General features: G+C 53.8%; 16 protein-coding genes. 7 read left to right on the forward strand and 9 right to left on the reverse strand.

The features are described from left to right. Positions 1-97 precede the first annotated feature (97 nt). A complete protein-coding gene (apbC, locus tag AC1WNR_RS07900; RefSeq protein WP_481643962.1) occupies positions 98-931 on the reverse strand; it encodes an iron-sulfur cluster carrier protein ApbC in 834 nt (277 codons plus the stop codon). A 99-nt stretch (positions 932-1,030) separates the two neighbouring features. Continuing rightward, positions 1,031-2,119 carry a tRNA (uridine(54)-C5)-methyltransferase TrmA gene (trmA, locus tag AC1WNR_RS07905; protein WP_481643963.1) on the reverse strand — a complete coding sequence of 363 codons (1,089 nt, stop codon included), beginning with the start codon at positions 2,117-2,119 and terminating at the stop codon, positions 1,031-1,033. Between the two features lie 120 nt (positions 2,120-2,239). Between trmA and metG the strand changes: the two genes are divergently transcribed. Beyond that, positions 2,240-4,264: a methionine--tRNA ligase gene (metG, locus tag AC1WNR_RS07910; RefSeq protein WP_481643964.1), complete on the forward strand. Its 2,025-nt coding sequence runs from the start codon at positions 2,240-2,242 to the stop codon at positions 4,262-4,264. 90 nt (positions 4,265-4,354) lie between these two features. On the opposite strand, the gene AC1WNR_RS07915 is transcribed toward metG, so the two are convergent. After that, the gene (locus AC1WNR_RS07915) at positions 4,355-4,666 is read right to left on the reverse strand and encodes a DUF6482 family protein (RefSeq protein WP_481643965.1); all 312 of its coding nucleotides are present in this window, start codon (positions 4,664-4,666) and stop codon (positions 4,355-4,357) included. A gap of 93 nt (positions 4,667-4,759) precedes the next feature. On the opposite strand from AC1WNR_RS07915, the gene AC1WNR_RS07920 reads away from it, so the two are divergent. Next, entirely contained in the window at positions 4,760-5,242 is a 483-nt protein-coding gene (locus tag AC1WNR_RS07920) for a J domain-containing protein (protein WP_481643966.1), read from the forward strand. Positions 5,243-5,265: 23 nt separating this feature from the next. Here the strand turns inward: AC1WNR_RS07920 and AC1WNR_RS07925 are convergent, their stop codons facing one another. After that, the gene (locus AC1WNR_RS07925) at positions 5,266-6,255 is read right to left on the reverse strand and encodes a hypothetical protein (protein ID WP_481643967.1); all 990 of its coding nucleotides are present in this window, start codon (positions 6,253-6,255) and stop codon (positions 5,266-5,268) included. Between the two features lie 232 nt (positions 6,256-6,487). On the opposite strand from AC1WNR_RS07925, the gene AC1WNR_RS07930 reads away from it, so the two are divergent. After that, positions 6,488-7,885, forward strand: coding sequence for a sigma 54-interacting transcriptional regulator (locus AC1WNR_RS07930; protein ID WP_481643968.1), 1,398 nt, complete (start codon positions 6,488-6,490; stop codon positions 7,883-7,885). Between the two features lie 54 nt (positions 7,886-7,939). Here the strand turns inward: AC1WNR_RS07930 and ybaK are convergent, their stop codons facing one another. Continuing rightward, entirely contained in the window at positions 7,940-8,416 is a 477-nt protein-coding gene (ybaK, locus tag AC1WNR_RS07935) for a Cys-tRNA(Pro) deacylase (protein ID WP_481643969.1), read from the reverse strand. 3 nt (positions 8,417-8,419) lie between these two features. Beyond that, positions 8,420-8,974, reverse strand: a complete 555-nt coding sequence (locus AC1WNR_RS07940; protein WP_481643970.1) for a hypothetical protein — start codon at positions 8,972-8,974, stop codon at positions 8,420-8,422. Between the two features lie 81 nt (positions 8,975-9,055). Between AC1WNR_RS07940 and AC1WNR_RS07945 the strand changes: the two genes are divergently transcribed. Then, entirely contained in the window at positions 9,056-9,832 is a 777-nt protein-coding gene (locus tag AC1WNR_RS07945) for an MOSC domain-containing protein (protein WP_481643971.1), read from the forward strand. Here AC1WNR_RS07945 and AC1WNR_RS07950 read toward each other — a convergent pair. The 3 genes from AC1WNR_RS07950 to smrA all read right to left on the reverse strand — a co-directional run bounded on the left by AC1WNR_RS07950 (position 9,820) and on the right by smrA (position 13,108). Further along, positions 9,820-11,754, reverse strand: coding sequence for a GNAT family N-acetyltransferase (locus AC1WNR_RS07950; RefSeq protein WP_481643972.1), 1,935 nt, complete (start codon positions 11,752-11,754; stop codon positions 9,820-9,822). The genes AC1WNR_RS07945 and AC1WNR_RS07950 overlap by 13 nt on opposite strands. A 14-nt stretch (positions 11,755-11,768) precedes the next feature. Continuing rightward, positions 11,769-12,458 carry a hypothetical protein gene (locus AC1WNR_RS07955; RefSeq protein ID WP_481643973.1) on the reverse strand — a complete coding sequence of 230 codons (690 nt, stop codon included), beginning with the start codon at positions 12,456-12,458 and terminating at the stop codon, positions 11,769-11,771. A gap of 77 nt (positions 12,459-12,535) precedes the next feature. Further along, positions 12,536-13,108: a DNA endonuclease SmrA gene (gene smrA, locus AC1WNR_RS07960; protein WP_481643974.1), complete on the reverse strand. Its 573-nt coding sequence runs from the start codon at positions 13,106-13,108 to the stop codon at positions 12,536-12,538. Between the two features lie 140 nt (positions 13,109-13,248). Between smrA and AC1WNR_RS07965 the strand changes: the two genes are divergently transcribed. From AC1WNR_RS07965 to AC1WNR_RS07975, 3 genes are all read left to right on the forward strand, one after another. Further along, entirely contained in the window at positions 13,249-14,349 is a 1,101-nt protein-coding gene (locus tag AC1WNR_RS07965; RefSeq protein ID WP_481643975.1) for a hypothetical protein, read from the forward strand. 35 nt (positions 14,350-14,384) lie between these two features. After that, on the forward strand, positions 14,385-15,002 hold the full coding sequence (locus AC1WNR_RS07970; RefSeq protein WP_481643976.1) for a glutathione S-transferase family protein: 618 nt from the start codon (positions 14,385-14,387) through the stop codon (positions 15,000-15,002). A 166-nt stretch (positions 15,003-15,168) separates the two neighbouring features. Further along, positions 15,169-17,001 (forward strand): DEAD/DEAH box helicase, encoded by a 1,833-nt coding sequence (locus AC1WNR_RS07975; protein ID WP_481643977.1) that lies wholly within the window; start codon positions 15,169-15,171, stop codon positions 16,999-17,001. Positions 17,002-17,128 lie beyond the last annotated feature (127 nt).

Raw genomic sequence — 17,128 nt, forward strand, 5'->3', positions numbered from 1 at the left:
GCATTTCGCTCGCTTTTTTGCTGTGCTTAGTACCCGCACATATACCGGTTGTCGCGATCTTCGCTTCGCGCTGATCCCTCCTAAAAAGGGGATCTAATCAATCATCCATGATGTTGAAAAATGGAACCTCAGCCTGCTTCGCACTCGCCAGATCTTCAATCACCGTGCGAGCGATCTCGCGGAAGCGCTGCGCGTAGTCAGACTCAGGGTCTGCATGCACTGTCGGTGTTCCCGCATCGGCTTCAGCGCGAATCTGCGAAGCCAGCGGAATACGGCCTAATAGCTTAGTGTCGTAGTCAGAGGAGATCTTATCACCACCGCCTGAGCCGAAGATCGCCTCCTCGTGACCGCAGTTTGAGCAGATATGTGTGCTCATGTTCTCGACAACACCCAGTACTGGGATGTCGACCTTAGCAAACATCTCGATACCCTTTTTGGCATCCAGCAGAGCTATATTCTGAGGCGTCGTTACAATCACAGCACCATCAACAGCGGCGCGCTGAGACAGTGTCAGCTGGATATCCCCTGTGCCTGGTGGCATATCAATCAGCAGAATATCGAGCTCGTTCCACTGGGTTTGCGTCAGCAGTTGCTGCAACGCGCTGCCCGCCATAGGCCCACGCCACACCATCGGCGTGTTGTCATCGATAAGGTAGCCCATAGACATTGTCTGCAGCCCTAGCGCTTCAACGGGGACAAAGTGCTTCTCACCTGCGGTCTGCGGACGCGTACCTGCTGGCACCCCAAGCATCATGCCCTGGCTGGGGCCGTAGATGTCAGCATCTAACAGACCGACTTTCTGGCCCTCCGCGGCAAGCGCCAAAGCCAGGTTCGCGGTAACTGTAGATTTCCCAACACCACCCTTGCCTGAGGCAACAGCGACAATTTTTTTAACACCCGGCAGCGCCGAACCTTTAACTGCTTCTGACACGATAACTCCAAACTGGCAGCGATTGATTTCCGACCAATTTAGTAGGTTTTAATGCAAAGTTCTACACCCTTAGCAAAGTGCTTAAACTAAATCAGTAGGTTAACGGGCCTTAAGTACTACACCGCACTCGATGTGATCGGTATAAGGGAACTGATCGAAGAGCGCAAAGCGCTCGATCTCGTGCGTTCCACACAACTTTTCGAGGTTCAACGCCAAGGTTTCCGGATTGCAGGAGATGTAAAGAATATCTTCATAGCCCTGCACCTGTTTGATGGTCTCATTGTCCAGGCCCGCGCGAGGTGGGTCGACGAGTACCGTGCGAAAATCGCAGGCATCAAGGTCGACACCTGCGGTACGGCGTGTGGTTAAATTACCGCGTAGCACTTGGGTAAACTCCTCCGATGAGAGACGCAGTATTGACACGTTATCGATCGCGTTTCTCTCTATGTTGACCTGTGCAGCACGTACCGAGTCTTTTGAAATCTCTGTACCGACAACCTGCCTGAAATTCTGTGCTAGCGGTAACGAAAAATTACCATTGCCGCAGTAGAACTCAACTAAGTCACCCTCTTTATTGCGGGTCGCATCAATGGCCCACTCCAGCATCTGCTCACAGACGCGGGCATTAGGTTGAGTAAAGGAATTTTCTGTCTGTTTGTAGTGGTACTCGCGGCCATTCACGTTGAGCGTTTCGAAAACAAAGTCGCGATCCAGAACAATCTTGTTCTTGCGCGAGCGGCCGACGATGTCGATGCCAAACTGCTCACGCAGTGGGCGTGCGGCTTCAACCCACTCCTCACCGATCTTGCGGTGATACAGCAGGCTCACCAGCAACTCACCTGAGAGCGTCGCGAGAAAATCGACCTGAAACAGCCGTGCACGCAGCTCTTTAACCTCTTTAATCGCCGCCAGAAACGGAAACATCATATCGGCAATGCGACGGTCTACCATTGGGCATTTGGTCAATTTGTACTTTTCATGCTTCGAACCCGGCTCGAACATGACGTAATCGAGCTCGTCATCGTCGTGCCAAACGCGAAACTCGGCACGCATACGGTAGTGCTCTGTCGGTGAACGGTAGAGCTCCATCTCCGGCGGATTAAAGCGCTCGAAGAGCTGCTGCATGCGTTGCTGCTTGGTGCTCAATTGCTCTTCGTATACAGCGGGATCTACCTGTGGCAATGCCATGTAATTCGTACCTGTGAATCTGTGTGGGCGTGTTGGGCGCGGATTCTACCACTTTATCCCAGCCGCCTGAACGCGTAGAATCTGCCGATCTTTCATTAAGCCAATCAGAATCCACCGACGATGAGCAACGAGCGTAAAATACTGGTCACCAGCGCCCTTCCCTATGCAAATGGTCCAATCCACCTTGGCCACTTGGTTGAGTATATCCAGACCGACATCTGGGTGCGTTTCCAGAAGCAACGAGGTAACACCTGTACCTATGTCTGCGCCGATGATGCGCACGGCACGCCAATCATGCTCAAAGCTGATCAGATGGGTATCACCCCACAGCAGCTGATCGATAGGGTGAGCGAAGAGCATCAGCGCGACTTCGCCGGCTTTATGGTTAACTTTGATAACTACTACTCTACCCACTCGGAAGAGAACCGCGAGTTTGCCTCGCTGATCTACACCCGCCTGCGAGACGCTGGCCATATCGCCAAACGCACCATCACTCAGGCTTACGACCCTGAGAAACAGATGTTCCTGCCGGATCGTTTCATCAAAGGCGAGTGTCCAAAGTGTGGCGCAGCCGATCAGTATGGTGACTCCTGTGAAGTCTGCGGTGCGACCTACAGCCCGACTGAGCTCAAGAACGCCTACTCCGCTGTGTCTGGTGCTAAACCGATCGAGAAGGACTCCGAACACTACTTCTTTAAACTGGAAGATTTCGAAGAGTTCCTGCAAGGCTGGGTGGATACGCACGTCCAGGCGCAAATGAAACACAAACTCAACGAGTGGTTTGAATCAGGTCTGCAGCAGTGGGATATCTCCCGTGATGCGCCGTACTGGGGCTTCGAGATTCCTGACGCACCAGGTAAATACTTCTACGTTTGGCTGGATGCACCAATCGGCTACATGGCGAGTTTCAAGAACTGGGCCGATAAGAACGGTGTTAACTTCGACGACTACTGGGCCAAGGGTAGCGATGCTGAGCTTTACCATTTCATCGGCAAAGATATCGCCTACTTCCATACCCTGTTCTGGCCGGCTGAGCTGCACGGTGCCGGTTTCCGCACGCCAACAGGTGTCTTCTGTCACGGCTTCCTAACCGTTAACGGTCAGAAGATGTCCAAGTCGCGCGGCACCTTCATCATGGCCGAGACGTACCTCAAGCACCTCAAGCCAGAGTACCTCCGTTACTACTTCGCAGCCAAACTCGGGTCAGGCATTGATGATATCGATTTGAGCTTGGATGACTTCCGTCTGCGCGTCAACGCCGATCTGGTCAATAAAGTTGTGAACATCGCGAGTCGATGTGCCGGATTCCTCACTAAGAAGTTCGATGGCCAACTGGCTGATGAACTTGCCGAGCCGGCTCTCTATGCTGATGCCGTGGCGGCAGGCACCAGCATTGCTGAAGCCTACGAGAAGCGCGAATACGCTCGCGCAATGCGTGAAATCATGGCGCTGGCCGACAAGGCAAACCAGTACATCGACGCTGCTGAACCTTGGGTGCTCGCGAAGCAGGAAGGAATGGAACCTGAAGTTCAGGCCTGCTGTTCTATGGGTATCAACCTGTTCCGCATCATTCTTAACTACCTAGCGCCAGTCCTGCCTGAGGTTGCTAAACAGGGTGCGGCCTTCCTAAATATTGAAGATCAGAGCTGGGATGCCATCCAGACACCGCTGCGCAGCCACAAGATAAACAAGTTCAAACCGCTGATGCAGCGTGTTGAGCCAGAACAGATTGAGAAAGTGATCGAAGACTCAAAGCAGAACCTGCAAGCGGCTCAAGCAACAGCGCCAGCCAAGAAGTCCAGCATCGAGCCAATCGCTGACGAGATCACCTTTGATGATTTCGCCAAGGTCGACCTACGCGTTGTCCGCATCGCTAAAGCTGAGCATGTCGAAGGCGCCGACAAACTGCTGCGTTTAACGCTGGATCTAGGTGAAGGTGAGCGCAACGTCTTCGCCGGTATCAAATCTGCCTACGCGCCCGAAGATCTCGAAGGCAAACTGACCGTAATGGTCGCTAACCTTGCGCCGCGTAAAATGAAGTTTGGTATGTCTGAAGGAATGGTGTTGGCGGCAGGCCCGGGTGGTAAGGATCTTTGGATTCTTGAGCCCCATGCTGGTGCTCAGCCGGGGATGCGGATTAAGTAAACCCTGTGGGAGGGTTATGTGGCGCTTGGCGCCGCATGACGCGATTCAGTCGGGACCTCGACTTCGTCGAGATCCCTCGGACACCGTCTTTTAAGAAAGGTCCTCATCCGGGTTGTTAAGTCGCACCAACATCGGCTCGACCGGCCCGGAATCTATCCCAATCATCTCATTGTAGGGGCTGGAGTGGCTCAGCATCGTCTCGGTAATTCCCAAGCCTTTGAACGGCTTCTTAGCGGCCAATTGTGATCGAAACATCAGAGGCTTTCCGGCGTCATCGACAACCTGATACTCCTTAGAATTAATTTTCACATTTACCAGATAGATCTCACATTCAAACGATTTTAATACCAGTTGTTCAATCAGGGGGCGTTCACTCTGTAACGCATCCAATTTGATCTTCATTCGCGCTCCTCGCGTAGCTAACTTACTGATTACGTTGCTACACTGGGGTTAGATTGCCGCCTCACTCTTCGACTTTAAAGGATACTTCAGCAGATGAACCCCGTTGGCCTCTTCCTTTTTTCACTCGTTGTTGTTGGTGGATACCTCTGGTACCGCAAACAGCCGCCAAAGATGCGTCCAATTGCTCTGTTGAAGCTCTGCTTGATCATCATTGGACTCGCCTTACTCTATCTGACGATAACCGGCAAACTGCACTGGATTGGCGCCTTTTTTGCCGTTCTACTCCCGTTTCTTACCAAGCTTTTCCCATGGGTTGTCCGAGGTTTAGGGCTGCTTCGCCTCTTCAAACGCAATCAAGGAGCAAACAAGCCGAACAGTAATAGGGCTGCAGGGCCGATGACCTCAGCACAAGCACGGGAAATTTTGGGCGTCGAGCCGGGGGCAACACGTCAAGAGATTATCGAAGCACATCGCCGGCTGATACAGAAAGTGCATCCAGATCGTGGCGGAAACGATTGGCTCGCCTCGCAGCTGAATGCTGCCAAAGAGTTGTTATTGCAGCAAATTAAGGACTAGCGAGGCTTTGAGTCCTTTAAGATTCAAGGTAGGCCCGCGTTTAGCCGCTTCTGCGCCAGCAGAGGTTCGGTGCCCGGATAGAGCGTCAAGTCACTCCCAATTAGCGGATGACTGTTGGCGAGACGTAACAGCCCCGCCTCAGGAACAAAGCGCAAACTGCGCCCAGAGCCGCGCAATCGCTCATCCTCTATCTGCAATAGCAGTTGCCCGCTACTAAGCAGACGCCAACTTCCACCGTAATTTTCACGCGCACCCGTCGAGCTGATTAGGCTCAAATCAAACCGCGAACTGTCGATCAACTGCAGTCCTATCTGACGTTCGCGTTTGGAGTCACGGCTGTAATAGCGTGTCTTTAGCAGCATGCGCTGAAGATCGCCATAGCGAGCGCAGCCTTTGAGTTGGGTAGCACCAGCGCTGAACTCAGCACTTAAGGCGTACTGGACCCCCAGTTTGTCAAAACATTGGGAGCGACGTATCGTCAGCCGTGTACGCTCACCCTGCCAGAGCCAGCGGTTACCTGAGATCGAAAACTCGGGATTAGTGAGGCGCCAGGATTTCAGCCGGGTGCTGTCATGCACCTCCAGCACGCCGTTTTTTAGATCGGCGTACCAGACCGGGTCTAGACCGCCCGCGCGTAGCTCAATACCCTCTAACTGATGCCGACAGGTGGCTATATCACCGCCAAGCATCTGCAGCTCCGATATCGGTAGACCAGGCTCGCCCCAGGCTTCCAGATAGATGCCCACCCCCATCGGAGCTACTGCCAGACGCTCAATAATCGCTTCTCGCAGCCCCTCTCTGATCTGGCCAGCGCTCTCCCAGCGCACCCTATTGCAGGCGCGCAGCTGCAGCTGATTATCGACTGCGCGCACCAAACCGCGAAAATAGGTCTGCGCATTAACCGGCAACTCGGGTGTGGATGAGCAGCCCTGCAAAACTACCAGCGTGATCGCACTAGCCAGCAGTCGACTGAAACCTCGACTCTTTGAGAGTACAGATGAAAAGGACTTCACTACGATTATGCCTATCCCCGTGCGACTAGAATCTATAAAACTTATCAGCCAAGATTTTTCTAGCCCATTAAACGTCGCAAATATGCAACATTTGAGCTAAGCTGAGCTCAGATTATGTTATTTGCCTGAGACCTAGCCAAACCTTGGTACGCTTTGTGCAGCTCAGCTTAGGTGAAATATTGTAGAAACAAAAGCTTAGCGGACCTGCCGAGCCGAAAGAGAAGACAGACGCATGCAGCAGACTGACATTATTCTTATCGATACTGAGTCCGAGGCGATCGGTGCGATTCGCGAGATTTGTGAACCACTGGTTGCCAGCGTCGATAGTGCGATAGATGAAGCAAGCGCTATAGAACAGCTAGCGCGCAAGCATTACGGCATCGCCATTGTCGACGTCTCAATCTGCGACAGCTCGGGTTTTAAGCTCTACGACTACATCCTTAAAGCTCATAAGAGCACGCGTGTTTTGCTGCGTTGCCGTCAAACCGAGGTGATGGAAGCGATCTCTGCAACGCGTAACGGCTGTTTCGCCTTTTTCCAATTACCCAGTATGCAGGTGCAACTGCCCCATCTCGTGCAGGCAGCTGCTCAGATAGACCAGCGCCGTGCAGTAAATACTTGGCGCAACCTGATGACCCACCGCTCGGCCCTGATCGATACGCTACTCGATCAGATAGGCCACTGCGCTGGTTCCGATATGCCTGTACACATCACCGGCCCCGCTGGAAGCGGTAAGCGGCTCTCTGCAGAGTTAATACATCTGGCGAGTGATCGGGCGAAATCTAATTTTGCCGTACTCGATTGCCGCGCTAAAGTGCCCGAGCAAATCATCCATGATCTGTTTGGCTACGAGGCAGGCGCGTTTCCCGAAGCTAAGACAACCGAAATCGGTATATTAAAGCGAACGGAGGGCGGTAGCCTGCTGCTGCATCATGTTGACACACTGCCTCATAGTGTACAGACCCAGATTATTAAGCTGCTTGAGACGGGGCTCTACCGCCCGCTAGGTGCGCTCTACAACGAAACATTGAAGACCCGAATCATCGCCACTGCCGATCGTGATCTGGAGTCTGAAATGATGTCTGGTAACTTAACTGAAGATCTCTACTATCAACTGCAGGCGATGCAGATCAAAGTTCCAGAGCTGGCCGAGCATGCCGAGGACATTCCTCTGCTGATCAAACAGCGGGCAAAACAGGCAGCCAAGCTTCACGACTACGCTAGCGGCAGCTTTAGCTCAGGTGCGATGCAACTGCTGACAGAGGCTTCCTGGCCCGGCAATGTTAAACAACTTTTCGATTTTATCGATGAGTGTGTCGCGGCATACAGTGAAGGTGGTGCAATTCCAGCCGAGTTTGTCGAGTCTCGCCTCGGTGATGCACCGCGTGCGGTACCGACTTTCCAAGAGGCACGGGCCGCCTTTGAGCGCGAATATCTGATTCAGGTGTTGCTGATATCCGAGGGTAATGTGACCCAGGCGGCACGACTAGCTGATCGCAACCGTACAGACTTCTACAAGCTGTTGAAGCGTAATAACCTGGATCCATCCAACTTCAAACACCGACCTGCCGTGGTCAAACGTTCAGGCCAACGCGGACCGCTTCCTCGCCCCCGCCTGAAGATGGCCTAACTGTCTCTATCTGAAATCCTGAGCCCAGACTGGGCTCAGAATAGCGATGGTCAACTACTTGAATTTGGCGATCTTCGCGAACTGCCCCCGCGTGACTCGCAGCAGATCAACCGGAGACAGTTCAATCTCCAGCCCACGTCGGCCCGCACTTACAAACACTGTACCCAAAGACTCCGCACTCTGATCAATTAAGGTCGCGAAACCTCGTTTCTGCCCTAGCGGACTGATTCCACCAACCAGGTAGCCTGTTAAACGCTGGGCTACTTGAGGATCGGCCATTGCTACCCTCTTCTGCTTCAGCGCTTTTGCAGCAGCTTTGAGGTCTAAGGTCGCAGCCACAGGAATTACCGCAACCGCCAGCGCGTTCGGGCCCCTGTCAGTCTCAAGCATCAGCGTCTTAAAAACCAGAGCCGGATCGAGCTCTAATTTCTCAGCAGCTTCTAGGCCATATGCCGCTCCGGGTGCATGTTCATATTGATGAGTATTGAAGCTTACATTAGCTCTTTTAGCGGTATCGATTGCAGGGGTCATCGGTTAGTTTGATTCCAATATCCGGATTGCACGATCACTTAGATCAATAACATCCACAATGGTACCGCGCCCCTCCATCACACGCAAAATGCGATCACCTACCCGCAGGAGCTCAACGGCATCATCGCGGCCAGTGACGCGGCGCAACAGCTCATCAGGCATAGGCTCTGCTTGGCTGTAGGTCTCGCGGTCCATCACTTCGCCTCGCTGCAGCTTCTTCTGCCAACCCGGTGGCAGATTGCCACCGCGCGCTAGCTTTTTCTGCAAACCTGGCGGTAACTGCTTAGCGGTTCCATTAGACTGGGCAGGCACGGAATCTTTAGTGAAACCGTACTCCTTCTCTAAGACTAGGCTCGCGAGTTCATCTCGTTGAGCGCTTGTTAGTTCAGCTAAAAGCGCACTGGGCTGTTCAACCTCTCGACCCTCCTCGCGAGACTGCTTCTCTGACTTCCACGATTTATCCTTTCCCTTACCCTCTGGCTTCGCCGCTACCGAGGTCTGCGTCAGGCTTAAAGCGAGTACAGCAACGAGCACTGAGTTTAAAACGTTCTTCAACATCAGGTTTAACCTCTGGTATTAACACTGTTAGTCTAAATCTAGTTCATATCTGTCCGCTTGCGCTGAAATTAGGAGGCGCTGATGCAAATCAGCCAATTAGTGCGATATCCGCTTAAATCATCTAAAGGCGAGAACTTAGAGCGTGCAGAACTCGACGCGCTCGGTATCAAGGGAGACCGACGGCTTATTCTTTGCGAACCCGATGGACGGTTTGTTACCGCGCGCAGCGAGCCTAAACTACTGCAACTTGAGGTGCAGCCCGAGTTGGATGGCTGGAGAGCATCGCATCCGAGTCTGGGCTCTACCTACATCAATCAGGAGAGCTCACTCAATGGCGAGGTTGAGGTCTGGGGGCGCAGAATTACGGCTCCGAGACTAGCTGGGTCCGAACACTGGTTCAGTCAACTGCTCGGACGCAAGGTCAAAGTTCTCTGGAATAGAGAGGCAGCCGATCTGGCCGATAAGCGTTACCCCTGGGGCCCCATATTCAGCGATGGCTACCCATTATTGGTTTGCAACACCGCATCGCTAGCTGCGATAAACCAGGCCACAGGTGGGATGTTTGAGATGAGCCGTTTCCGCCCTAACCTGGTGATCGATACGGCTCTACCCTGGGCTGAGGATGAATGGGAGTTACTTCAGATCGGCGAAGTGTTGCTGCGTCGTCGCAAACCCTGTGAACGCTGCATGCTGATAACGCGTGATCCTCAAACGGGTGACAAAGATCCGAATCAAGAGCCCCTCAGGACGCTAGCCAAGCTACACCGCGGCCCCAATCGAGAAGTACTCTTTGGTCAAAACTTTAGTGTAGAGCGCGCTGGTCAGATCTCTGTCGGTGATGAAGTTCAGCTGGCCTGAGACTCCAGCATTTCTCTTAGCCAAGCTCGCAGAGGTTTTAATCGCTTGCTGGAGGGCGACATCTCGTCAAGGATCGAGGCGAGCTGTTCGGGCGGATGACACTGTCTAATCCGTTCACGCACCAGACTCAGCGGTGCAAAGTGATAGGCAAAGTTTTGCAGCGCATCCTCGGACAGCGCTGCTCGCTGTTGGTACTCTAACCAGCCGGAAGCTCTGCTTGAAACCGGGCGTAACACCTGCACAGCGGGCTGAGCGGCGACAGGATCAATTGACTCCCCACGCCGCACGCTCACAAATCCACAGCGGCGCCAAAACTCAATGAGATCAGCGTGGCCAGCAAAGCTTGAACCGGTGAAATCCACACTCTGCTCTGCTGCACAATCCTGCAGCGACTGCAGCATTGCGCGCGCATATCCAAGCCGTCTGTGCTGCTGAGCGACGGCGATCCGAACCACCCGCCAGTACCGTTTTGCGCCAGCATCTGCCCAACCAAGGTAGTGCAACAATGACTGAGGCAGTAGATTCCCATTCGGTCGGCGCCGACCCTGCATCACCTGATTCGCCAAGGTTTCGTCCAAGGCACCCTCCGCGGCTACCCAGAGGACACCGACAAGCTCAGAGTCAATCACCAACACAAACAGGCGCTGCCCTGGTGCATCAAGCAGCAGCCTCAGGTCAGCGGGGGTAGTTCTGTAGTGGGCAGACGCTAGCAGTTGGTAGATATCCTGTAACAAGAACTCGTTATCAGGCAGGTCGGCAAGGCTTAGCTCGTAAAAACCCTCTGACAATTTTGAATCCGCACGCTCTAGCGCCAATAACAGGTAACGCTCGACCCACTCCTCCAGGATATCGCCGACTGCCCAACGCAGGGGCTCACCCAGCGCGAGACGACGGCACTCCGGCCGACTCTCCTGCAGCTGTTTGAGGAAGCGCAACCCATACCCTCGCGCATAACCCTCATAGCCATGCAAAGTACTGGAAAGCACCAGATGCTGAGCTTCAGCGGTGATCTGTTCCAGCAACTGTAGCGGCACGCCCGCCGCTTCATCGACAAGGACGCAGCGCAACTCAGTAGATCCGCTTTTAAGCTGGGCTACCAGCTCAGCTGGAGTGTAAAACCTGGGTAAAATCCGCTGATCATTCAGCTCTCGAAAGCGCTGATAGATGCTAGCCACCGCCCGCTTATCGGGTGCACATAGTGCCAGTTGCTGTGTTTGAAAAACGGGTTGCAAGGCGAGAGCTAGGCCGATTGTACTGCTCTTGCCTCGGCCTCTATCCGCATCGAGTACCGTACAGCTTCTTGGCTGCTGCCAGGCGTTCAGGAGCTGATAAACCGTTCGCTGCTGAGCCTCACCAAGATAGTGTCCAATACGTTTTGGTGGGCAGTGCGGCTGCAGTTCTGGGACGGCACAGCAGTCGGAGTAGCGCAGAACCGCGCTGGAGTTCTCCAAGGCTCGTACCAGCCAACGGATAAATCGGCCCGGCGGACGCTGCCCTGCCTCCACACCCAGATGCAGGTATTCAGGATCAAAATAGTTCGGCCAGTCGGCGGCGGGCGGCGTGATCAAAGCGAGTAGACCGCCACCCTCGAGAGTACCGATCGCCTGCGCAAGTGTAGCCGGATTAACCCCCGAGAAGGCGTCGATGATGATCAGTTGGTAGCTTCTACCGAGGTGTCTGACAAACTCACCCCGCCTAATCGGGGTCAAGCCCGCCAACGGCCGGTCCGACAGCAACAGCAGATCCTCGAAGTCACGCCCATAAGTCTGTAGCAATTTCAGCACGGACAATTCTAGCGCGCTTGCGCTCTGCTTATTATCGGCTTCGGCTTCGATTTCGGCTTGGAGCTCGATCTCTATCCAAAGCAGTGAACGTGTATAGCTTGACGAGAGCGCAGCGCGCAGATGATTAAGATCGATCATTGGTGGGTCAGACGCTAGAGCGAATAGGTGACGCTCGGCATATCAAAACCTTCCGACTCACAGCGCATTTTTGCGTTTGATTCTGAGTCCAACTCAGTTTCGAGCTGCGCAAATACGTCGGTCACCTTGATAAGACTGAGATCAGCCATTGGCTGGAATGTGTAACAAGTAAGATGAGTATTGGGCGCCAACTGGTTGACAAGCTTAAAGATTCTCTCAGCGAAACCACTGACTGCCTCATTGGTAGCCGGTAGCAGCAACCAGAGTCCACGCGTCGTATCAAGCGCGACTAGATCTCCGGGGCGGGTCATGCGCTGATTCAGCTCATCCACTAAGCTCTTTTGATGCAGGCTCTGCGTAAGGTCTGCAGGCAGCAGATGAACAACGCTGATCGGGGTGAATTCGCGCATAGCGCGGCGGCACTCCTGTTCGAGCGTGCGTTGAAACCAAAATTGGGAGATAGCACCTGTATCGCTATCAACGGGCAATTGGCGCTGCAACTCCGCCTGCATATCCTGCATCAGGCTACGTTGAAAACGCACCACCAGTAGCGCAGTGACGGCGATTGGCAGAGCCGCAATCAGAAGGCCCGTGGTGTACTCAGGTAGGCTCAGTGCAAATAGCACTAAAGCAGCGACAGTTAAGAGCAGCAGACTGGTTAATTTCCAGTACTGGGCTTCGCGATCAAATCGCCGGTCCCCCATGAAGTGCTCCTCTAATGCTAACTTTATGTATTCTGTACCAAAAACCGAGAAACGGCCAGTTGGACAGCCGTCTGAGGTTATCGGTGACGTTCAATATTCTCGAGACGCTGCTGTTCGTTCTTACGTAACAAGAGATAAATAGCAGCTAGCCCGCCGTGCTGTGGCTGGCAGGAGTGGAACGCAAGCACCTCTTCAATCTTGGGAAGCCAGAGCATCAAGCAACTGCGCATAACGTTCTGCGGTGCCTTATTATGCTTACCTCGCCCGTGATTGATTACCACAGTACGCAGGCCAAACTGATAGCACTGTTTGATAAACCCCGGCACTTCATCCACGGCCTCGGCCAGGCTACGATTGATGAGATCAAGGCGTGCGTCGGCCGCGTACTTACCCAAACGCAGGTTGCGATAGACGCCCTCCTGCACACCATCACGCTTCCACTCTATCGGATCGGCCGGATTCAACAGCTGCTCCGGCTGAAGACGAAAACGCTCATCGATCCCCTCAGCCTGTTTGCGTCGCTCCGCGAGCTGTTCGATTTCACCACGCCTTAGTGCTTCTCGCGTCGAGACTCTCTTTTCAGCCTTAAGCGGCTTGACCCCCTCACCCAACATCATCGAAGAGAAGTCACTCTTATCAGATTCGCTCATCTACCCCTCGGAAACCGGTAAATTAGTCTTAAAACAGTATATTAACTCAGCTAAGGCCGCCAAAACTCTTTAAACCACCTTAAAACCTGATATTCTCAGGTCTAACTCGCAATTACGTACTTTCAGGGAAGATTGCCCACATGCAACGCGCGCTCATCGTGCTGATTCTGCTTATCGCAGGTATCGGCGTCTATCTGTTCACTCAGAAGTCCGACTCACTTACCGATACCCAACCGCAACAGAGCCTTGAGCCGAGTAACCGGGAGATCGAACCAACGGTTGTTGAAGCGGCCAAAGAGCACATCGAGAAGCTAACGACTGAGTCTCAAGAGCAGGTGCTGGATATTACCAAAGCGGATAACTTTGTGACCGGCGAGCAGCTGCTCAAGATGCCAACGATGGAGTCGGAGCAGATAGCTATTGAACAGGTGGACAGTTCCTCCTCTCCTGAAACTGCTGAAACTGCTGAAACTGCTGAAGCAAGTGTCCAAACCACTCAAACCCACTCCCTTAACCAACAGGTTGAGCAGATGGTCGAGACTGTCGTTGAGAAGCGTGCTGAGACAGGGCCCGCTAAGACAAGCACCATGCAAACCAATCAGGCAAAACCTGCCGCGCAGAGCAGCGACGAATCTACGCAGCTCGTGGTAACCCAAGCTATAGATTCAGGCTCTAAAGTAATCCAGGGGGCCGCTGCAGCAATTCAAAGCCAGTCAGTCGTCGTGACCCAAGGTGCCGCTCCCGCTGTAAGTTTTGAGCCGGCGCAAGTTGACGCAACCAACCTAGAAGTGACCAAAGTGGGTGAAACACAAACGGCTCAATCCCTGCGTCCTGGCCAACGGATTCGCCTACAAGAGCTACTCTCTGACCCTGACCTAGCAGCCGGTACGGTCTTCTACATCCATGCCGTTTCGCCGACCGATGCGCAGGGGCTGTGGGGCATTCTGCAGCGTGGTCTGATTAAAACCTTTGCTCAGGGCATTGAACTGAAAGAGAGTGGCCGCGTATTAACAGCAGAGATACCCATGCTGGCAGACGAGACGCTGGAGAATCGCCGGAGCTCATTCCTTGGTGAGTTCCTCTATCAGAAGGTTCAAGACACCTACGTCTACAACTACCAACAGGGGATGCTTGGACAAGACCCTGATCTGATCAAACCCGGCCAGCAGTTGATTATTGTCAGCTACAGTGAAAATGAATTGATCAGCATCTTTAACCATTTTACCCAGCCCGGAGCCTGAGCAACCGGGGCTAGAGCGATAAGCAGCGAGGCAGCATGATAGACCTTTACACCTGGACGACACCTAACGGTCGCAAGATCTCTATCATGCTTGAAGCCTGTGGCCTCGAATACGAAGTACACCCCATCAATATCGGTGCCAATGAACAGTTTGCACCGGAGTTTCTTAAAATCAGTCCAAACAACAAAATCCCGGCGATTGTCGATCGTGAGGGTATCAACGCAGAGCCTACCTCGATATTCGAATCAGGAGCGATTTTGCTCTATCTCGCAGAGAAGTGTGGCAAGTTTCTCCCGTCTGACCCGAGCGCAAAACTCGAGGTTATGGAGTGGTTGATGTTCCAAATGGGGAGTTTTGGCCCTTACCTCGGCCAAGCGCACCACTTCAACATGTTTGTAAAAGAGCCTGTCCCTTATGCCGAGAAGCGCTACCAAGATGAGGCCTACCGTCTCTGGAGTGTGCTGAACACTCGCCTCGAGGGCCGAGAGTTTGTCGCCGGCGAGCTGAGCATCGCTGACTTCGCGCTCTACCCCTGGGCTGCCCGCTTTGAATTCCAACGAATTAGTCCAGCAGACTATCCAGCGGTGCATGCCTGGATGAAACGCTTGGAAGCCTTTGATTTCGTTCAACGTGGTATGCAAATACCGAGCTAAAGCTGCTGCCGAGCGCTAGACAGCAACTGATCAATCCCTGTACAATCTCGCTTCTTTCAGCGGGCCGCTCCTCTGTTCGTCTGTGCTATGTGCGCTCCATAAACCAATGACGCAAATGGCGCCACCTACCGGTTCGCTCACTAAATACAGGTAACAAACCTCCGATATGTCAGATTCTGAAAACCCGACCCTCAGCTTTGCTGATCTGGGTCTTGCGCCCGCTATTCTCGATGCACTCAAAGATGTTGGCTACGAAACGCCCTCACCCATTCAGGCAGAGTCAATTCCTGCTCTACTCAATGGCGACGACATCCTTGGACAGGCGCAGACCGGTACCGGCAAAACTGCAGCCTTTGCGCTGCCCCTGCTGAACCGGGTTGATCCAAACCTGCACCAGCCCCAGCTGCTGGTACTTGCACCAACACGCGAACTGGCAATTCAGGTCGCAGAGGCTTGTGAGCAGTATTCACGCTATCTTTCGGGCGTGCGCACCCTCTCTATCTACGGCGGCCAAGCCTACGACACTCAGCTACGAGCACTGCGTAAAGGTGTACAGGTCGTTATCGGCACACCCGGCCGTGTGATGGACCACATCCGTCGCGGCACTCTGGTGCTTGATAAGCTGCAGGCTATGGTACTCGACGAAGCAGACGAAATGCTGCGCATGGGCTTTATCGATGACGTTGAGTGGATCTTGCAGCACACGCCACCAGCGCGCCAGATCGCTCTATTCTCGGCCACCATGCCGAACGAAGTACGTCGAATTGCTGATAGCTACTTGAACGAACCAACTATCGTTAAAATCGCATCTAAAACTGCGACAGCCAGCACCATTCGCCAGCGTATCTGGGAGGTACGCGGCATGTCTAAGTTTGCTGCACTGACCCGTATGCTAGAGCAGCAGGAGCATGATGCGGCGCTGATTTTCGTACGCACTAAGACGATGACCGAAGAGCTGACCGAACAGCTGCGCTCAGAGGGTTTCCCTGCGGCCGCACTGCACGGCGATATCCCTCAGGCTCAGCGCGAGAAGATCGTAGAAAAGCTCAAAAAAGGTAACCTTGAGATTCTGGTTGCAACCGATGTCGTGGCTCGAGGTCTGGACGTGGATCGCATCACCCACGTATTCAACTTTGATATCCCGTATGACACTGAGTCCTACGTGCATCGTATCGGTCGTACCGGTCGTGCCGGCCGCAGCGGCGACGCTATTCTGTTTGTCACTCCCCGTGAGCGCGGCCTGCTGCGCCAGATCGAGCGCCGCACTTCGTCAACGCTAGAGAAGCTAGTGCTGCCGACGGCTGCAGAGATCAATCAGATGCGTGCACAGCGTTTGAAGAAACAGTTGGTTGACGCGACTGGAACCGCCGATGCGACCGCCTACCATAAACTGATCACTGATCTGGTAACCGAAAGCGGCATTACCGCAAGCGCGCTGGCAGCCGCGGCACTCGGTTTGATGAACTCAGACCGTCGTTTCTTCTTGGACGAGAACGAGCCCGATCCAAACGCGGCACCACCGAAACGCGAGCGTGCACCGCGCCAAGAGCGTGAGGGTAAACCTGGCAGCCGCCAGCGTAACCGCGAAGCACTTGATGCCGATAAACAGCGCTACTGGATCAATGTGGGTCACGATCATGGTGTGAAACCGGGCAATATTGTCGGTGCCATCGCCAACGAAGCTGGCATCAACTCGGGCCAGATCGGTCGAGTCGATATCAGCTCAGGCTTTACCACGGTTGATCTTCCATCCAACCTGTCGAAGGCTCAGCTAAGCCAGTTGGCAAAGGCTCGTGTCTGCGGGCAGTCACTCAATATTCGTGAGTGGAGTGATGAAGCACCAAAACGCGGTCGTCGTGATGACTCTGAGGGTGCACCCAAGCGCCCGCGTAAGCCGCGTGATGGCTACGCTGCAAAGGGTGGAAAGGATGCTAAGGCTGCTGGCAAATCTGATCGCCCAGCCCGTAAGCCAAGCAAACGTGCCGTCAAGCAGGACTAGTAGGACGGGTCTGGACCCGACATTCCACCGGCTGGGTGTCGCCTTAAGAGGCGACCTAGTTGATCACTACTATCCCACTGAAATAGTTGAGGCGGCCCCGTGGGTGCCGCCTCATTTGGCCGGAAAA

The sequence above is a fragment of the Marinobacterium marisflavi genome (assembly GCF_982447095.1).

What these genes read in the sequence shown, in the direction of transcription:
- trmA (WP_481643963.1), bottom strand. Translation starts at nt 2,119, where the DNA reads ATGGCATTGCCACAGGTAGATCCCGCTGTATACGAAGAGCAATTGAGC.
- metG (WP_481643964.1), top strand. Translation starts at nt 2,240, where the DNA reads ATGAGCAACGAGCGTAAAATACTGGTCACCAGCGCCCTTCCCTATGCA.
- AC1WNR_RS07915 (WP_481643965.1), bottom strand. Translation starts at nt 4,666, where the DNA reads ATGAAGATCAAATTGGATGCGTTACAGAGTGAACGCCCCCTGATTGAA.
- AC1WNR_RS07920 (WP_481643966.1), top strand. Translation starts at nt 4,760, where the DNA reads ATGAACCCCGTTGGCCTCTTCCTTTTTTCACTCGTTGTTGTTGGTGGA.
- AC1WNR_RS07930 (WP_481643968.1), top strand. Translation starts at nt 6,488, where the DNA reads ATGCAGCAGACTGACATTATTCTTATCGATACTGAGTCCGAGGCGATC.
- ybaK (WP_481643969.1), bottom strand. Translation starts at nt 8,416, where the DNA reads ATGACCCCTGCAATCGATACCGCTAAAAGAGCTAATGTAAGCTTCAAT.
- AC1WNR_RS07940 (WP_481643970.1), bottom strand. Translation starts at nt 8,974, where the DNA reads ATGTTGAAGAACGTTTTAAACTCAGTGCTCGTTGCTGTACTCGCTTTA.
- AC1WNR_RS07945 (WP_481643971.1), top strand. Translation starts at nt 9,056, where the DNA reads ATGCAAATCAGCCAATTAGTGCGATATCCGCTTAAATCATCTAAAGGC.
- AC1WNR_RS07950 (WP_481643972.1), bottom strand. Translation starts at nt 11,754, where the DNA reads ATGATCGATCTTAATCATCTGCGCGCTGCGCTCTCGTCAAGCTATACA.
- AC1WNR_RS07955 (WP_481643973.1), bottom strand. Translation starts at nt 12,458, where the DNA reads ATGGGGGACCGGCGATTTGATCGCGAAGCCCAGTACTGGAAATTAACC.
- smrA (WP_481643974.1), bottom strand. Translation starts at nt 13,108, where the DNA reads ATGAGCGAATCTGATAAGAGTGACTTCTCTTCGATGATGTTGGGTGAG.
- AC1WNR_RS07965 (WP_481643975.1), top strand. Translation starts at nt 13,249, where the DNA reads ATGCAACGCGCGCTCATCGTGCTGATTCTGCTTATCGCAGGTATCGGC.
- AC1WNR_RS07970 (WP_481643976.1), top strand. Translation starts at nt 14,385, where the DNA reads ATGATAGACCTTTACACCTGGACGACACCTAACGGTCGCAAGATCTCT.
- AC1WNR_RS07975 (WP_481643977.1), top strand. Translation starts at nt 15,169, where the DNA reads ATGTCAGATTCTGAAAACCCGACCCTCAGCTTTGCTGATCTGGGTCTT.